We start from the raw sequence: 16,185 nt of genomic DNA on the forward strand, positions 1-16,185 counted from the left end.
AAATCTTAATACTGTAATTTTTAAAAATTGGTAAAAGGATAAAAAATTAGCTTAAAACCAGAAAGCAAATGAATGCTGGAAATAAAGCATTTTATCTTAGCTCATGATGATTTTTTAAATTTTACCTCAGCTTCTTACTTAAATAATCGATTGCTGTTCGTGTTTCTATAAACTTTTAATTTCATGGGGTATTTAATTAACCGGCGGGAGTTTATCCGGCAGAGTTCGGGGGTTTTGGCAGCAGGGTTAGCCAGCAGTTTGATGCCCGGCCATGTATTCGCGCAAAATACAGCGCCTAAAGTCAGGTTGGGTTTTATTGGCGTGGGTTTACGCGGTAGAGATCACTTGCACAATGCCTTAGCTTTTCCGGAAGTAAGTATCACGGCTATCTGCGACATCGACCCTGCCGCCATTGCAGCCGCCCAGAAAATGCTGCGCGACTCTGGACGGAAGGAAGCTAAGGTTTATAGCAAAAACGACCACGATTTTGAAAATTTAGTGAAGAGCGACGATGTAGACGGGGTGATTATTGCAACTCCTTGGGAATGGCACGTGCCCATGGCTTTAGCCGCCATGAATGCCCGCAAATACGCCGGCGTTGAAGTATCGGCTACCGTAAAACTAGAAGAATCCTGGGCTTTGGTAGATACTTTTGAAAAAACCGGGGCACACTGCATGATCCTCGAAAACGTGTGTTACCGCCGCGACGTAATGGCCGTGTTAAACATGGTGCGCCAGAACCTGTTCGGGGAAATAATGCATTTGCAGTGCGGCTACCAACACGATTTACGCGGTATTAAATTTAACGACGGCAAACAACCGCCCGGTGTTGGGGTCGAGTTCGGGCCCAAAGCGTTTAGCGAAGCCAGGTGGCGCACGCAACATTCCATCGATCGCAACGGCGACCTTTATCCTACCCATGGACTTGGCCCCGTGGCCGAAATGATAAACATTAACCGTGGAAATCAGTTTTTGTACTTAACTTCCATGGCTTCTAAGGGACTTGGTTTGCACAAATATATTGTAGATAATGGCGGCGAAAATCACCCGAACGCTAAAGTAAAATTTAAACTGGGCGATGTCGTGCAAACCATGATAAAATGCGCCAACGGCGAAACCATCTTAATTACCCACGATACTAACTCGCCGCGCCCGTATTCTTTAGGGTTCCGGGTGCAGGGCACCAACGGCCTTTGGATGGACGATGGCAACCAGATTTATATTGAGAAAGTAAGCAAAACCAACGACGAATGGGAACCCGCCGACCCTTATTTAAAAAAATACGACCATAAACTCTGGCAGCAATTCGAGAAAGTAGCCGAAGGCTCCGGGCACGGCGGTATGGATTATTTTGTGATGCGCGACTTTGTGGAAGCCATCAAAAACAAAACCGCCCCACCCATTGATGTGTACGATGCTGCTGCCTGGTCGGCCATTAGTCCTTTATCAGAACAATCGATTGCGCAAAACTCAGCTTCAATCCCCATTCCGGATTTTACCCGCGGCAAATGGAAAACCCGGCAACCGGTGTTTGCGGTGTAAGTGAAATACTGGTATAATGTGATGAGGTAGAATTTTTAAAAATTTAAAAATCTACCATTAACGCTTTCATCCGCCTCATCTGAGTTATTTTAATTGTTCGCCTTGTTTTGCCGCCAGCAGGTAAATGAGCGAGGCGGTACCGTCCATGGTGGGCTCATTGGTGCTGTAATCGCCGTAGTCGTCGTGGTATACTGCCACGTCACTCTGGAAAGGTTCATACTCGTCCGGGTCATTTAATTTGATTCCAATCAGGTTCTGGTAAATTTTAGTGTACACCGGTCCATCCACCAGGCCGCCATCAATCGGGTATTGTTTCAGGTGTGTAAAGGCCGAATGCGGATCAACCGGCGTGTCACCATTGGCGGGTAAGCCATAAACCATAGACGTGCCCCAGGGATTACAGCCAAATAGCCAATCCAGGTTGGCTTGTTCCAGCTCTTCGAACTGAGTATCGTTGGTAAGTTGCCGGTACCAAAAACACTGGATGGCAAAAGAAGTAGTAAGATTGTTACTGCACCAGATAAAAGGCACGCCCCGGTTAAAAGCGTTGGTTTTAGCTTTGTTTTGCACCAACGCAATGCCTTTCTTATAAAAATTAACAATGGTGTCGCGGGATGCGCCGGTAAGTTGTTTCGCTAACTCAAAATGCCCCAGGTTAATAAACGGATACCACTGATAATGGCTGGCCGTATCGGTGCCCAGCCACGGGGTTTGTGGCTCCTGGCGGGCATATTTTTGCGCTTCCTCTAATTTTCCTGCCAAAGTGGCTGCCAGTTCCATATCGTCTACCCAGTTTTCTTCGGCGTAGATGTAAGGCGATTTTACCGAAACCGTTTGGGTAACACCCGGCTTTTGCAAGGCATATTGGTAAGCAGTTAAAGATTTTTCCTGAAGTTTACCGGCATAAGCTTTGTCGGCTGCATTAAAAATAGTGGCTCCCAGGGCAAACGCGCTGCTAAACTTGCAGGCAGTAGAAGAGGTGCCCTGCGTATTGTTCAGGAATTTACCGCGTTGTTGCACTTCGCCGTTAATAAAGTAAACCGGCCGTTGGTAACCGCGGCCATAAACGCTATCCATTTTGGGAATGCGCATGGCGTAATGGTCCCGGTCATCGCCAATCTGGTTAAACATTACGTTTTTTTGCGGGTGCATTTTTAACAGCCAGTCCAGTCCCCACTTGGCTTCATCCAAAATATCAGGTTGCCCATTTTCTCCATCAAGGCCATTAGCTTGTTTCTGGTCTTTAAATACCGCCGGAAAATCGCGGTAAGCGGCTAACAAATTGTAGGTAGCATTGGCCGAAGTAGTAGCGTATTGTAGGTAGTCGCTGGCATCGTGCCAGCCGCCTACTACATCTACGTAGGTACTGTCTTTTAAACCAGCTTTAGCACCATATAAGACATATCCATCCTGGGTGTGGCAACTATCTTTCAGGTACGGATTAAAACCCGTGCGCTGCTGGCGCATATACCGCAAACAAAACTCCGCCGCATTATCGTATACCTGTTCGTTAATCGCAAATGCCGGCGATTCTGCTTGCCCGGCCCGTATCTTAAATTTTCCCGGCTTCTTGTACTCCGAAAAATTTAAGCGGTAGGTTTGGGCGAAAGGACCGTAGCTGCCGTATGCTTTACCGGTTTTGCCTGTAAATACAACTTTATCGGTTTGTACATCAATTAATTCAAAATCAGTTAGGGCTTCGTCAGACTTGGCGCACCGAACGGCCACTTTCGGGGAACTGGGGCGATACCCCAACTGATTGATGCGGATCCAGGCCTCCGGATTAATTTGTTTCGTACAACCTGTTGAAAAGAAAAATAATACCAGAACACTAAAAGCGATGATGTTTCTTGCCATAAATAACATGAGAAATGCAGTTGCAATATAAGTTGTTCTGCTAAAAGGCGGCAGTAGTAAAATTTAAAAAACTGCTTTTTTTAAAAATATTCTTTGGCAGAAAGTTAGGTGTTCTTTAAAAGGTAGGCAGGTACAAAGTTGGAGTAAGTAGCTGCTAAGCTAACAAGTGTTCCGGCTTTATTTGTTTTTTATTTCATTTAGATTGCTAATTTCACTCCGATGAATATTTTAATTGTAGAAGATGAGCCCAACGTTGCCGCTTTTTTAAAAAAAGGGTTGCAGGAACAAGCTTACGAAGTGGAGGTGGCCTACGATGGCACCACCGGTAAAATGCTGGCCTCGCGCAATTCGTATAGCCTTATCTTGCTCGACGTAATTATGCCGGGCATTAACGGCCTAGAGTTATGCAAAGCCATTCGCAGTTTCGACAAAAAAACGCCTATTTTAATGTTAACTGCCCTGGGCACTACCGACGATGTGGTAACCGGACTGGATAACGGCGCGGATGATTACATTGCCAAACCGTTTAAATTTAAAGAACTCCTGGCCCGGGTGCGCGCTTTAACCCGGCGTAGCTCCATGAAAGAAGCCGCAATTTCCATGTCCTTAGCCGATCTGGAACTAAACCTGGATACCAAAACCGTCAGCCGCAATGGCAAAGAAATAAACCTGACGGCCCGGGAATTTGCTTTGCTCGAGTATTTTTTAAAAAATAAAGGCAAAGTACTCTCCCGGATGGACTTGCTGGAAAACGTCTGGGATTTTAACATGGATTTGGGACCCAAGGTGGTGGATGTATACGTGAATTACCTCCGCAACAAAATAGATAAAGACTTTCATCCCAAGTTAATCCAGACCGTTATTGGCATGGGTTATTCTTTACGCGAACCGGCTTAACTCCACATGACCATTCGTAACCGCCTGACTTTTACTTTTACGGCCCTTATTGCCATTATTATTTTTATTAGTGGTTTAGCGGTGTACCTGCTAGTGGCCAATTTTACCAAGCGCGACTTTTACAACCGCTTAGCCGACCGGGCTATTCTGGCCGGACAGTTGCAACTGGAGCAAGACGAGCTTAGTGCGGCTTCGCTGGCTAAACTAAAACAAAAATCGAGGCAAACCTTAATGGGCGAGCAGGTAAACGTTTACGCCAAAGAAAAGAAAAGCTGGTTAACCCGGCCTCCGGAAGAAGCAGCGGTGCTGCAAAAAGTGTTACCGGAACTAAAGCGCAACGAATTTAAAAGTTTTGTTTTAAACAACAACCAGGCCGTTGCCTATTACTATACCGATAACGAAGGCGATTTTTACATATTGGTTTCGGGAGATGATGCCTCGGGAAGAAGAAAACTAAAGTACTTGCAATTGGTCTTATTGGCTAGTTTTATCGGCAGTATTTTACTCGTGATAATTGTGGGTAGAGTAGTGGCTAACCAGGCTTTAAACCCCATTGCGGCCATCATAAACCAGGTAAATAAAATTAGGGCCACCAATTTGCATCTGCGCCTGACCGAAGATGCTAACCAAGACGAGATCGCGCACCTGAGCAATACTTTTAACCAGATGCTCGACCGGTTGGAGAATTCTTTTGTCCTACAAAAAAACTTTATCGCCAATGCTTCGCACGAATTACAGAACCCGTTAACGGCTATTGCGGGCGAAATAGAAGTTACCTTAACCCGCGACCGCAGCCTCGCAGAATACAAAATTTCGTTGGAGCGTTTGCAAAGCGAAACCGAACGCCTGGAAAAATTAACCAAGAATTTGTTAAAACTCGCGCAAACCGATCAACCGGAAGTGGAGAGTCAGGCCGAGCCATTCCGGATTGATGAACTAATTATGGAGTTGCTGGAAGAAATAAAGCAGCCGGCCATCCGGTTAAACTTAGAAGACTTACCTGAAAACCCAGACAACTTAATTGTTGCGGGCAACAAAGCATTATTAATAACGGCCCTGAAGAACCTACTGGAAAATGCCCTTAAATTTTCGCACTACCAACCCGTTTTTGTTACTTTAAAAGCCGAAAATCAAATCATTGCAATTACTATCCGGGACCAGGGCATTGGCATTCCTGCCGCCGACTTAAGCAATATGGCCCACCCGTTTTTCCGGGCGCATAATGCCCGAGGCATTCCGGGTACTGGTATCGGGTTAAATTTAAGCAATAAAATTATTGCCCAACACGGCGGTAGCTTACTCATTAAATCGCAGGAAGGAGAGGGCACCGAAGTAATGGTTACTTTGCCGGTAGCGGCTTAAAAAAAGGCAGGTCAAAGCTATACAAATTACTATGCCTTTTATGGATTACTGTTTATTTGCCTCGTTAATTTATTACCTTTTTCTTTATCGCTCTTATGATTTCAGGATAGCTTTGCTTTACCGGTAACCCAATCGATGGCGGCGTAGCGATGTTCAAAATTTTTAAATTCTATGCCGGGATTGGCGGGCATGCCAGAGGTATATTGGTCTTGTACTAGCTGGTCGTAAGTACTGGAACCGGAAGCTACCCGGGCAATCTTTTTTAAAGAAAGTATAGCACTTAACCTTTTAATGTAAGTGCTTAAAGGTAATTGTTGCACCACCTGGATACTTGGTTGGATTTCGGCATAGCTGGCGTCGAATATAATACTTTCAATCTGGTAAGAGTTACCAACTTCAATTAATTTAGGTACCAGAATCTCCCAACTATGGGGTTCAATTACTTTAATCCAACGAAGTTCTAAAATTTTAAAATCCGGATGATGTTCAAACTCAACAGTTTCAATTTCAAACACAAGCATAATAGGCGGTAAGGTAATACTGGTTAGGCAAACTAAAATATAGCTTGCAGAATAATCAAAAAAACAACCAGTGAGTCAGCGCGGGAATTTGAATAATCAGAGTGGAGCGTTATAGGCATTTTTAATTCTATAGGCTCATCCAAACACGTACAAATTTACAATCTTGTACGAATCAGGATTAATTAAAAACACGAATATATTGATAGAAGTATAGCACTATTTTTAAGTTTTTAATTTTTACGTGGCGCCTCATATTGAGTTAACCTGGGAAATAAATTTAAGAAATACGCGCAATAGTGATTCGCTACCCTACAAACTATTATAGAAATAATTCAGCCAATTTTAATCCTGAATCAACTAGGCATAAGCAATTATATGCTGGGTACTTAGGCTTGGTTCTACTTGGTTAAAAGAAAAAAGGCAGCCTGCAGCTGCCTTCTTTACTACGTATATTAACACTTTAACCATGACAATTATTTACACAATTAAACATTAGTTTATTTCCACGCGCTGCCATTGTACTTTCCGTAACTGTTTTTTCGCTTTCCGCACTTCGGCGCGGCGGTAGAACACATCAAATATGAGCGGGAATACAAACAGGGTAAGGATGGTACCGCTGATCAATCCACCGATTACCACAATAGCCAGGGGTTTCTGGGTTTCGGAACCAATGCCGGTAGAAAGGGCTGCCGGCACCAACCCGATGGCCGCCATTAAAGCCGTCATGACAACGGGGCGCACCCGGCTTAAAACCCCATCTTTTACGGCTTCGGTCATGGGCATATCCAGATTTAAATTATTTTTAAAAACAGAGATCAGAATTACCCCGTTTTGAATACAAATCCCGAACAAGGCAATAAAACCAATACCCGCCGATATACTAAAGTTAATGCCCGTGAGCAGCAAGGCGGCAATGCCCCCGATAATGGCAAACGGTACGTTTACCAACACTAAGCCGGCGTCGCGCATATTGCCAAACAAACTAAACAAGATAAAGAAAATTAACAGCAAGCTAATTGGTACTACTTGCATGAGACGGTCTTCGGCGCGGCGCTGGTTTTCAAAATCGCCGGTCCATTTAATGGTATTTTCTTTGGATAGTTTAACAGCCTGACTTACTTTTTCCTGGGCTTCTTTCACGGCACCGCCCATGTCGCGGCCCCGCACCGAAAACTTAACCGCGATAAAACGGTGGTTATTATCCCGGAAGATTAGCGAAGGACCGGTAATCGTGCGAATCGTGGCAATTTCGCTGATGGGTACCTGGGCGCCGTTTAAGGTAGGCACCATTAGTTTAGCTAATTCTCGCTCGGTTTGGCGGTAAGGTCCCTGATACCGGATGCGCAGGTCAAATTTGCGTTCGCCTTCGTAGATCTCGGTGGCAGCTTTACCGCCAATCGCCATTTCTACCACGCTCTGGGCATCGGCGGTGGTAACGCCATACAAGGCCATTTTGTGTTCGTCTAGCTCCACGCGCATTTCGGGCTGACCGATATTTTTTAAAATTCCTAAATCTTCGATGCCCTGCACGGTGGCCAGTTGGTTGTACACTTCCTGGATTTTCTTTTCGAGCACGTTTAAATCCTGACCGTAAATTTTTACCGCAATAGAACCTTTTACGCCCGAAGCGGCTTCTTCTACGTTATCCGAAATAGGTTGCGAGAAACCAAACACCACGCCCGGGTACACGGCCAGTTTTTCTTTCATACGCTCGATTAGCTCATTTTTGGTTTGTTTCACTTTCCATTCTTCTTTGGGTTTGATATCCACGTGGAATTCGATGTTGTAAAAACCGGTAGGGTCGGTGCCGTCATTCGGCCGGCCGGTTTGGCTCATGACCTGGTTAACTTCTTCAAATTTTAAAAAAGTGTGCCGCATTTCGGTACTCAGCCTTACCGATTCGTCCAGGGAAATGCTCATGGGCAAGCTGGCCCGCACGTAAATCGAGCCTTCGTCGAGTTGCGGTAAAAATTCGGTACCCAGAAACTTAAAGCTGAATAAACCAATGGCTACGGCAGCAGTGGCTAATAGAATAGTGGCTTTTTTGCGGGCGTACCCAAAGTTGAAAATGCGCATGGAATTGCGGGTAATAAACTCCACAAACACGTTGTGCTTTTCGCGCACGTTTTTCTTCAGAAGCATACTGGCCAGCACCGGCACCAGGGTGAGGGTAAAAATTAAAGCCCCCAGCAAGGCAAAACCTAAAGTAAAGGCCAGCGGCGAAAACATTTTTCCTTCTACTTTCTGGAAAGCGAAAATGGGCAGCAAACAGGTAATGATAATGAGCTTCGAGAAAAATACCGCCTTGCCCATTTCGGTGCCGGTTTTCCGGATTAAGCCCAGCTTCGACATGCGGTTAAATTTCTCCATCCCGACCCGCTTTGCCAAATGGTCTAGCGACACAAAAATACCTTCCACCATTACCACCGCACCATCCACGATAATCCCAAAATCGATGGCGCCCATGGATAGCAAATTGGCCGACATGCCCCGCAAACGCAAGCAAATAAAAGCAAACAATAAAGCCAGCGGAATAACAATGGAAATAGTAACCGTGGTGCGCCAATCGGCCATAAACAAAAGCACAATAAACGATACCAGCACAATGCCTTCTACCAGGTTATGCGATACCGTGTTTATGGCGTAGTTGATCAGGGTTTCGCGGTTGTAGAAAATATCGATGTTTACATCCGAAGGTAAAATGCGGGTGTTGAGTTCTTCAATCTTTGTTTTTATCCGGTCGATGACCACCTGAGCATCTTCGCCTTTGCGCATCACCACAATGCCTTCCACTACGTCGTCCTGGTTAGCGCGGCCCACCTGGCCCATGCGCGGCATTGCTGATTCATTTACGTCGGCCACGTTCTTTACAAATATGGGCGTTCCGTTAATGTTAGTAACAATGATGTTTTCAATATCTGGAATGTTGTTGAGCAAGCCAATACCCCGCACCACGTAGGCCTGGTTGTTTTTGGTAATTACGTCGCCACCCACGTTAATATTACTCTTCGAAACGGCTTCGTACACGTCCAGGGGCGTAATCTGGTATTTAAGTAATTGCGTAGGGTTCACGCTGATTTCGTAGGTTTTTACTTCGCCGCCAAAACTCACAATATCGGCTACGCCGGGAACGCTGCGTAAATTCCGGTCGATTACCCAATCTTGAATGGTTTTCAAATCACGGGCGGTGCGGCCTTTGCCCGTGAGCGTGTACCGGAAAATCTCACCGGTCGGGCCGTAGGGCGGTTGCACTTCCGGGTTTATGCCTTCGGGTAAATCCACGTTCATGAGCATGTTATTTACCTGCATGCGGGCGTAATCGTCGGTTACTTCGTCTTCGAACAAAATTTTAACCACCGACAATCCGAATAAGGTGGTAGAGCGCACGTCCGTTTTTTTCGGCACCGAGTTCATGGCAATTTCTACCGGCACGGTCACAAACTTTTCAATTTCTTCGGCGCTGCGGCCCGGCCATTGCGTAATAATGGTAATCTGGGTATTGGTAACATCCGGAAAAGCTTCGATGGGCGTATTGCGGTACGATACCACCCCGGCAATCACCATCACGGCTGTTACTATAAAAACAAACCCTTTGTTTTTCAGCGAAAATCCAATCAGGTTGGAGATAAATTTTTTCATGTATTTTTAAATTTTTCGGCTTTCGGTGCCGGCTACAAAGGCAAATAGAATAAGGGCGAGTCTAGCTGTTCAGGGCGTTGTACACGAGCAATTGGTTCTGCGAAATAAGTTTCTCGCCTTCCTTTAAGCCGCTTTTAATGTAGGTCTGAGCGCCCGAGGTTTTAAAAATTTCTACTTCGCGTACTTCTACGTCGCATTTTTTGCGGTACACCACTACAAAGTTGCGGCTGTTATCAAAAATGATGTCCTGACTGGGGATAGTAATGAGCTTTTCGTTGTCGGGGTAGCCGTATTTTACCCGAACGGTAGTAAACATCTCTGGTTTGAGCAGGTAATCCGGGTTTTCCATCCGGATGCGTACTTTCATGACGCGAGTTTCCGGATCGATGATGTTCATGGTTTTATCAATTTTACCCCGGAAAATTTTGTCAGGATAGCTCAGGGTAGTAACTTCTACATCCTGCCCGCTTTCAATTTTAGAAATATCAGTTTCGTACACGTTGGCCATTACCCAGATCTGGTTCATGCTGGATATGGTAAAAATGTTATTGGCATCGTCGGAGCGGATTTGCGTGTCGCGGTTAATCCGCTTTTCAGCAATAAAGCCCGAAGCCGGCGCTTTTACCACGTATTCGGAGTTGCGGGAAATATTATAAATTTTAAAAATTTCCTGAATTTTCTGGATGTCGGCCTGGGCATTCTGGTGTTCTTTTTGGGCCGCAATTAAGTCGCGCTCCGAGGTTAAACCGGCTTTAAACATATCCTGCGCTACGTCCAGGTTTTTGCTGGCTAATTGTAAGTTGGCACGGGCATCAATCAATTGCTTTTCGTAGTCGGCAATTTCGCCGCTTTTAATTACAGCCAGTATTTGTCCTTTTTCCACGAAATCGCCTAAGTCGGCTTTTACATCCAATACCTGACCACCTACTAAAGGAAAAATTTTAAAAACTCCTTTTTCGTCGAAATCCACTTTCCCGGATAAGGTAAGTTCATTCTGTACGGGCTGCATCAGGGCAGTATCCAGTTTTAAATTAGTGGCCAGCGAATCGTTCAGACAAAATGAGCTGGTGGGCGGCTCTACTTTTACCGTTGGCGTGGAGTGGCAACTGCTGAGGGTGTAACTAGCCACAAAAAACGCGATATAGCTGAATAATACTTTTCTTTTCATAAGGAATGCGGTTTATTGGTATTGAATGACGGGGGTGCCCACGGCAAAATTTATTTCTTCTAAAGCTTTAATGCGGTTGGTTTTTAATTGCAGCATTTGGGTAATGCTTTCGGTGTAGGTTTCGTAATAATCCACAAACTCAATCAGGCTGATGTTGCGCTTGCCGAAGCTCTCGGTAATGCCGTCGAGTAGTTTGTCAAAGTCCTGGGAAAAGTTGGCGTAGTGGCCCAGGTAAATTTTATCGGTTTCGCGTACCTTGTTGTAAGCCGACATGACTTCTTGTTCTACCTGGTTTTGATATTGCTGCAAGTCAGTTTTGCTTTTATCCACCAGTATTTTGGCGGCTTTAATGTTGCCCTGGTTGCGGTTTAAAAATGGTAAACTAAACTGCGCCTGTACGCCCACGTAATCGCGGATAAAAGACCCTTGCCGGTCGTAAATAGCGCCTAATCCCAGGTCGGGCACGGCCAGCGCTTTTTGGTAGTTTAATTGGGCTTCCTGCAGGTTTACGTTGGTTTGCACCAGTTTTAAATCGTAGCGGTTTTCGGTGGCGGTTGCCAGCAACTGCTCGTAGGGTAGGGTGGCATCTGCCCGGTTTAGTTGGGTTTCGTTAAAGGTTGGTAAAATAAAAATAGTGGGTTTGGCGCCCAGCAGTAAACTCACGCTAGCTTCGCGGTCATTAATCTGGTGGATTAAGTCCAGCCGCTCGTTCTCCAGAGAAAAAATCAGCGCTTTTAAACGGGTTACTTCTTTCAGCGAAACGTTGCCTTTTTTTAACTGCGATTCGTAGGCAGTCACCAGTCGGCGAATGGGTTCCGTTTTGCTTTGGTATATGGCCAGGTTCTGGATTAAATAATTAAGCTCTACCAACGAGGTGCGTAACTCAAACCGCAGCGAACGGAGTAAATCAAAGTATTGAAATTCGGTGATTTGGGAATTGAGTTGTTCGATTTGGATGCGTTTGTTGCGTTTGCCAGCCAACTCAATCATTTGTTGAAACTCCACAATGTTCTGCCCCGATTTACCCGTATCGAAATATTTTTGGTTGTTGGGGTTGTAAATGTTTTGCTCCACCGACAGGGTAGGGTTGGGGAATAACCGGGCCTGAATAATGGCAGCCTTGGCCGCATCAATATCCAGCCGCTGCGAAAGCAAAGGCAGGTTATTTTTTAAAAATATTTCTTCGGCTTGCGCCATATTTAGCCGAAGGGTATCGGTGCGGGCATTTATTAAGTTTTCCGGTGGACTTTGGGCGGCCCCCCGGAAACCGATTAATAAAATGAAAACAAGTAAAGTAAGTAATCGCTGCATAACTCAAGTAAGATGAAGTGCAGCAAAAGTAGATGCGCCGTATTAGGCTGGCGTTAGAGAGAGATTAGAATACGGTAAGAAAGCAGGAAAAATATAAAATTTTTAAAATATTTTAATTTTTAGGATGGGTGGTAGTGGTGTTTGTAAGTTGGAAATTATTATGCGCTCTTTTTAGGTATGAAGCTAACTCTCTTTGCTATATTTAAACCATGGTTTTCAACGAGAACACCCGCGTAAAAATTCCTGCAGTTCTACACCTTACCCGATTAGGATACACTTATCTCTCCTTAAAAGGCACTTCTTGGAACGAAGATGTCAATATCTTTCCAGATATATTTAACGAAAGTATCTTGCACATTAATCCGGATAAAAACCTGGAAGTAGATGATGGCGGTTCCTTCCACTACAGCTAAAAAGCCTCTTTGTTTTAAACGAAGAGGCTTTTTAGCTTTTCTAAAAGATTTTCCTGATACAATTAACGGCAATCCGTATTAATTTGTACCTGCTTAAAATTGTCAAATCGACAGCTATTCGTAATTTGGTGCTTCTTAACTCATTATTTTTAAAACTATAATAAGGCTTTAAACCGGCAGACGCCTAATTGGTAGCTTTTTAAACATGTTTAGTAATTCCAGATTTGTAATTTTATTTAGAGTATAATGAAAATAACAAGAATCTTTTTCCTGGCTGCTTTATTAAATTTAGTAAACACCGCTGCTTTTTCGCAGGACAAAAATCTGTATGTATTCCTGTGCTTTGGTCAATCGAATATGGAGGGCAATGCCAAGTTTGAACCCCAGGATACTACGGCAGATAAACGGTTTATGGTTTTAGAAGCGGTTGATTGTCCGGATCTGGGAAGAAAAAAAGGGGAGTGGTATCCGGCTACGCCGCCTTTAACAAGATGCAATACCGGCTTAACCCCCGCCGATTATTTTGGCCGAACCTTAACCGCTAACCTGCCCGAAAAAATTAAAGTAGCTGTTATAAATGTTTCGGTGGGTGGCTGCAAAATTGAATTGTTTGATAAAAACAATTACCAATCCTACGTGGCCACAGCTCCTGACTGGATGGTTGGTTTTATAAAATCTTACGATGGGAATCCTTACGGGCGCCTGTTGGAAATGGCTAAACTGGCTCAGAAAAAAGGAGTAATTAAAGGAATCTTACTGCACCAGGGAGAGTCGAACACGGGTGATAAAGAATGGCCTTTAAAAGTAAAAGGGGTTTACGACAACCTGATTAAAGACTTGGGCTTAAAAGCTAAATCGGTGCCTTTGTTAGCCGGTGAGCTCGTAAGCAAAGAGGAGGGCGGAGCCTGCGCCAGCATGAACGAAATTATTGCTACGCTGCCCCAGACCATCCCGAACGCGCATGTTATTTCTTCGGAAGGTTGCACGGCCGTACCGGATCATCTGCATTTCACGGCCGAAGGTTACAGAAAACTAGGAACCCGATATGGGGAAAAGATGCTGGCCTTGTTGGGTTACAAAAACGTGCAAACGAAGTAAGTTTATAGGTTTGTGTCAAAGTAATTTATTAGCCAAAGTCTAAATTATACCTTCTCTATTTATACATTTTTAATTTTTAACAAGAATTGGGTTTCTGAACCTCAATACACCTCAAACCACATGAAAAAATCTTTATTAAATTTCTCATTCTTAGTTGCGGCCTTGTTGCTGACTTTTACTTCTTATTCGCAATCTAACTTTAGTAGTAAGTTAATTGGCTCCGGAGTAGTGGTGTCGGATTTAGACAAGTCTTTAGACTTTTATGTAAATACCATTGGTATGGTAAAAGCCTATAACTTTACCATTAACGCAGATTTTGGGAAACGTTCCGGTTTATCGAACGGGGTGCCTACGGAAGTAACGGTTTTAAAATTAGAAAACAGTCCGGAAGCGAATGAGTGGAAGCTGATGAGTTTCGGGAAAAAAGCCAACCGACCCCAATCCAAATTTATTCAGGACGATACCGGGGTGCAGTACATCACCATTAATGTAAAAGCCTTAAAACCGGTTATAGACAGGTTAAAAGCGAAAAACGTGAAATTCCTTGGCAGTACACCTATCCCCTTAAACGAGAAATCGCATTTTGTGCTGGTGCAAGACCCCGACGGAACTTTTATAGAACTGATCGGGCCGATGGAGTAAGCAATAATTTAAAAAATATTCCCTAATCAGTCAGCAATTAAATGCATTTTTTAAATTTTTTTATGCTGGCGATACCCAATAAAACGAATGATTAAAAAGATTCTTCCGTTTGGATTTTTTATTCTTATAAGCCTGTGCCTGGTATTGCCTTCGCAAGGCCAAAGTGCCAGAAACCCGATTATTTTTGCCGATGTGCCGGATATTTCCATTATCCGGGTTGGCAAAGCTTATTACATGAGCAGCACTACCATGCACCTGAGCCCGGGTGTTCCGATCATGAAATCGACTGATTTAGTAAACTGGAAACTGGTAAATTATGCGTATGACACCTTAGCCAGTAAAGATGAACTTAACCTGGAAAACGGAAAAAGTACGTATGGCCGGGGTTCCTGGGCCAGCAGCTTGCGTTATCATAACGGCACCTACTACGTTTCTACTTTTGCACAAACTACCGGCAAAACGCATGTTTACTCCACCAAAAACATCGAAAAAGGCTCCTGGAAAGCTGTTTCTTTTTCGCCGTCCTATCATGACAATTCTTTGTTCTTCGACGACGATGGCCGGGTTTACATGATCTATGGGGGTGGCCAACTTAAAATGGTAGAATTAACCGCTGATGCTTCCAGGGTAAAACCCGGAACCACGGAGCAGGTTATTATCGAAAACGCCAGTGCGCCGTCGGGTACCGGTGGTGGACTCCCGGCCGAAGGTTCGCAGTTGTTTAAAGTAAACGGCAAATACTACCTGTTTAACATTACCTGGCCGAAAGGCGGCATGCGTACGGTAGTTATTCACCGGGCTGATAAAATTACCGGACCTTACGAAGGCCGCATTGGTTTACAGGATTTGGGAGTAGCGCAAGGAGGTTTAATTGACGATGCGCAGGGGAATTGGTACGCATATTTGTTCCGCGATTATGGGGCAGTGGGGCGCATACCGTACCTAGTGCCGGTAAAATGGGAAGATGGTTGGCCGGTGTTGGGAGTAAATGGCAAAGTGCCGGAAACGCTGAACTTACCGGCCAGCAAAGGATTAATCCCCGGCATTGTGGCCTCCGATGAATTTACCCGGAAAGCGGGCGAGCCCGCCTTGCCCTTAGTGTGGCAGTGGAATCATAACCCCGAGAATAAATTGTGGTCAATTAAAGAAAGGCCTGGGTTCCTGCGGCTAAAGACCGGAAGAATAGATACGTCTTTTATTTTAGCCCGCAATACCTTAACCCAGCGCACCATTGGTCCGGTTTCATCGGGCATTACTGCCCTGGATGTGTCGCATTTAAAAGACGGTGACTTTGCCGGTTTGGCCTTATTGCAAAAAAATTACGGTTTGGTTGGGGCTAAAGTAAATGGCAACAGCAAAGCTATTGTCATGATCAATGCCAGCACCGGTAAACCCATGGAGGCACAAAGTATTCCGCTAACCCAGAAAACAGTTTACTTTAAAGCAGAATGCAATTTCACCGATAAAAAAGACGTCGCTAACTTCTTTTACAGCCTCGATGGCAAATCCTGGAAACCGATCGGTACCCAACTAAAAATGGCGTATACCATTCCGCATTTTATGGGCTATCGGTTCGGGTTATTTACCTACGCTACTAAAAATGTGGGTGGCTACGCCGATTTCGACTTCTTCCGGATAGAGGAAAAAATTACCCAAAACAAGTAATTAAACGTTCCCTGTTCTGCCGATGTCCTGCATGAGGGCGCTGAATTCGGCTTATTTTTAAAATTTTTAA

The 16,185-nt window shown here is 44.6% G+C and carries 12 protein-coding genes; 7 read left to right on the forward strand and 5 right to left on the reverse strand.

Annotated elements, in window-relative coordinates; all coding sequences use genetic code 11:
- The first annotated feature begins 183 nt into the window (after positions 1-183).
- The gene (locus HUW51_RS19520) at positions 184-1,542 is read left to right on the forward strand and encodes a Gfo/Idh/MocA family protein (protein WP_185271306.1); all 1,359 of its coding nucleotides are present in this window, start codon (positions 184-186) and stop codon (positions 1,540-1,542) included.
- A gap of 84 nt (positions 1,543-1,626) precedes the next feature.
- On the opposite strand, the gene HUW51_RS19525 is transcribed toward HUW51_RS19520, so the two are convergent.
- Positions 1,627-3,399, reverse strand: coding sequence for a glycoside hydrolase family 9 protein (locus HUW51_RS19525; RefSeq protein WP_185271307.1), 1,773 nt, complete (start codon positions 3,397-3,399; stop codon positions 1,627-1,629).
- 219 nt (positions 3,400-3,618) lie between these two features.
- Here HUW51_RS19525 and HUW51_RS19530 point away from each other — a divergent pair, with 219 nt between their 5' ends.
- Positions 3,619-4,296, forward strand: coding sequence for a response regulator transcription factor (locus HUW51_RS19530; RefSeq protein ID WP_185271308.1), 678 nt, complete (start codon positions 3,619-3,621; stop codon positions 4,294-4,296).
- A gap of 6 nt (positions 4,297-4,302) precedes the next feature.
- Positions 4,303-5,658 (forward strand): HAMP domain-containing sensor histidine kinase, encoded by a 1,356-nt coding sequence (locus tag HUW51_RS19535; protein ID WP_185271309.1) that lies wholly within the window; start codon positions 4,303-4,305, stop codon positions 5,656-5,658.
- A gap of 101 nt (positions 5,659-5,759) precedes the next feature.
- Here the strand turns inward: HUW51_RS19535 and HUW51_RS19540 are convergent, their stop codons facing one another.
- The 4 genes from HUW51_RS19540 to HUW51_RS19555 form a co-directional block, all read right to left on the reverse strand.
- Positions 5,760-6,179: a hypothetical protein gene (locus HUW51_RS19540; RefSeq protein WP_185271310.1), complete on the reverse strand. Its 420-nt coding sequence runs from the start codon at positions 6,177-6,179 to the stop codon at positions 5,760-5,762.
- A 492-nt stretch (positions 6,180-6,671) separates the two neighbouring features.
- Positions 6,672-9,818 (reverse strand): efflux RND transporter permease subunit, encoded by a 3,147-nt coding sequence (locus HUW51_RS19545; protein WP_185271311.1) that lies wholly within the window; start codon positions 9,816-9,818, stop codon positions 6,672-6,674.
- Positions 9,819-9,879: 61 nt separating this feature from the next.
- On the reverse strand, positions 9,880-10,986 hold the full coding sequence (locus tag HUW51_RS19550) for an efflux RND transporter periplasmic adaptor subunit (protein ID WP_185271312.1): 1,107 nt from the start codon (positions 10,984-10,986) through the stop codon (positions 9,880-9,882).
- Between the two features lie 12 nt (positions 10,987-10,998).
- Positions 10,999-12,297, reverse strand: a complete 1,299-nt coding sequence (locus HUW51_RS19555; protein ID WP_185271313.1) for a TolC family protein — start codon at positions 12,295-12,297, stop codon at positions 10,999-11,001.
- Between the two features lie 209 nt (positions 12,298-12,506).
- Here HUW51_RS19555 and HUW51_RS19560 point away from each other — a divergent pair, with 209 nt between their 5' ends.
- The 4 genes from HUW51_RS19560 to HUW51_RS19575 all read left to right on the forward strand — a co-directional run bounded on the left by HUW51_RS19560 (position 12,507) and on the right by HUW51_RS19575 (position 16,115).
- Complete coding sequence (locus HUW51_RS19560) at positions 12,507-12,710, forward strand: hypothetical protein (protein ID WP_228466758.1); 204 nt, start codon at positions 12,507-12,509, stop codon at positions 12,708-12,710.
- A gap of 246 nt (positions 12,711-12,956) precedes the next feature.
- Positions 12,957-13,808, forward strand: coding sequence for a sialate O-acetylesterase (locus HUW51_RS19565; RefSeq protein WP_185271314.1), 852 nt, complete (start codon positions 12,957-12,959; stop codon positions 13,806-13,808).
- 120 nt (positions 13,809-13,928) lie between these two features.
- Positions 13,929-14,450 (forward strand): VOC family protein, encoded by a 522-nt coding sequence (locus tag HUW51_RS19570; RefSeq protein WP_185271315.1) that lies wholly within the window; start codon positions 13,929-13,931, stop codon positions 14,448-14,450.
- Between the two features lie 87 nt (positions 14,451-14,537).
- Positions 14,538-16,115 (forward strand): glycoside hydrolase family 43 protein, encoded by a 1,578-nt coding sequence (locus tag HUW51_RS19575; protein ID WP_185271316.1) that lies wholly within the window; start codon positions 14,538-14,540, stop codon positions 16,113-16,115.
- Positions 16,116-16,185: the final 70 nt, after the last annotated feature.

The sequence above is a fragment of the Adhaeribacter swui genome (assembly GCF_014217805.1).
Taxonomy (GTDB): Bacteria; Bacteroidota; Bacteroidia; order Cytophagales; family Hymenobacteraceae; genus Adhaeribacter; species Adhaeribacter swui.

Excerpts from the sequence above, each read along its gene's own strand:
- HUW51_RS19520 (WP_185271306.1), top strand. The coding sequence starts at position 184 with ATGGGGTATTTAATTAACCGGCGGGAGTTTATCCGGCAGAGTTCGGGG.
- HUW51_RS19525 (WP_185271307.1), bottom strand. The coding sequence starts at position 3,399 with ATGGCAAGAAACATCATCGCTTTTAGTGTTCTGGTATTATTTTTCTTT.
- HUW51_RS19530 (WP_185271308.1), top strand. The coding sequence starts at position 3,619 with ATGAATATTTTAATTGTAGAAGATGAGCCCAACGTTGCCGCTTTTTTA.
- HUW51_RS19535 (WP_185271309.1), top strand. The coding sequence starts at position 4,303 with ATGACCATTCGTAACCGCCTGACTTTTACTTTTACGGCCCTTATTGCC.
- HUW51_RS19540 (WP_185271310.1), bottom strand. The coding sequence starts at position 6,179 with ATGCTTGTGTTTGAAATTGAAACTGTTGAGTTTGAACATCATCCGGAT.
- HUW51_RS19545 (WP_185271311.1), bottom strand. The coding sequence starts at position 9,818 with ATGAAAAAATTTATCTCCAACCTGATTGGATTTTCGCTGAAAAACAAA.
- HUW51_RS19550 (WP_185271312.1), bottom strand. The coding sequence starts at position 10,986 with ATGAAAAGAAAAGTATTATTCAGCTATATCGCGTTTTTTGTGGCTAGT.
- HUW51_RS19555 (WP_185271313.1), bottom strand. The coding sequence starts at position 12,297 with ATGCAGCGATTACTTACTTTACTTGTTTTCATTTTATTAATCGGTTTC.
- HUW51_RS19560 (WP_228466758.1), top strand. The coding sequence starts at position 12,507 with ATGGTTTTCAACGAGAACACCCGCGTAAAAATTCCTGCAGTTCTACAC.
- HUW51_RS19565 (WP_185271314.1), top strand. The coding sequence starts at position 12,957 with ATGAAAATAACAAGAATCTTTTTCCTGGCTGCTTTATTAAATTTAGTA.
- HUW51_RS19570 (WP_185271315.1), top strand. The coding sequence starts at position 13,929 with ATGAAAAAATCTTTATTAAATTTCTCATTCTTAGTTGCGGCCTTGTTG.
- HUW51_RS19575 (WP_185271316.1), top strand. The coding sequence starts at position 14,538 with ATGATTAAAAAGATTCTTCCGTTTGGATTTTTTATTCTTATAAGCCTG.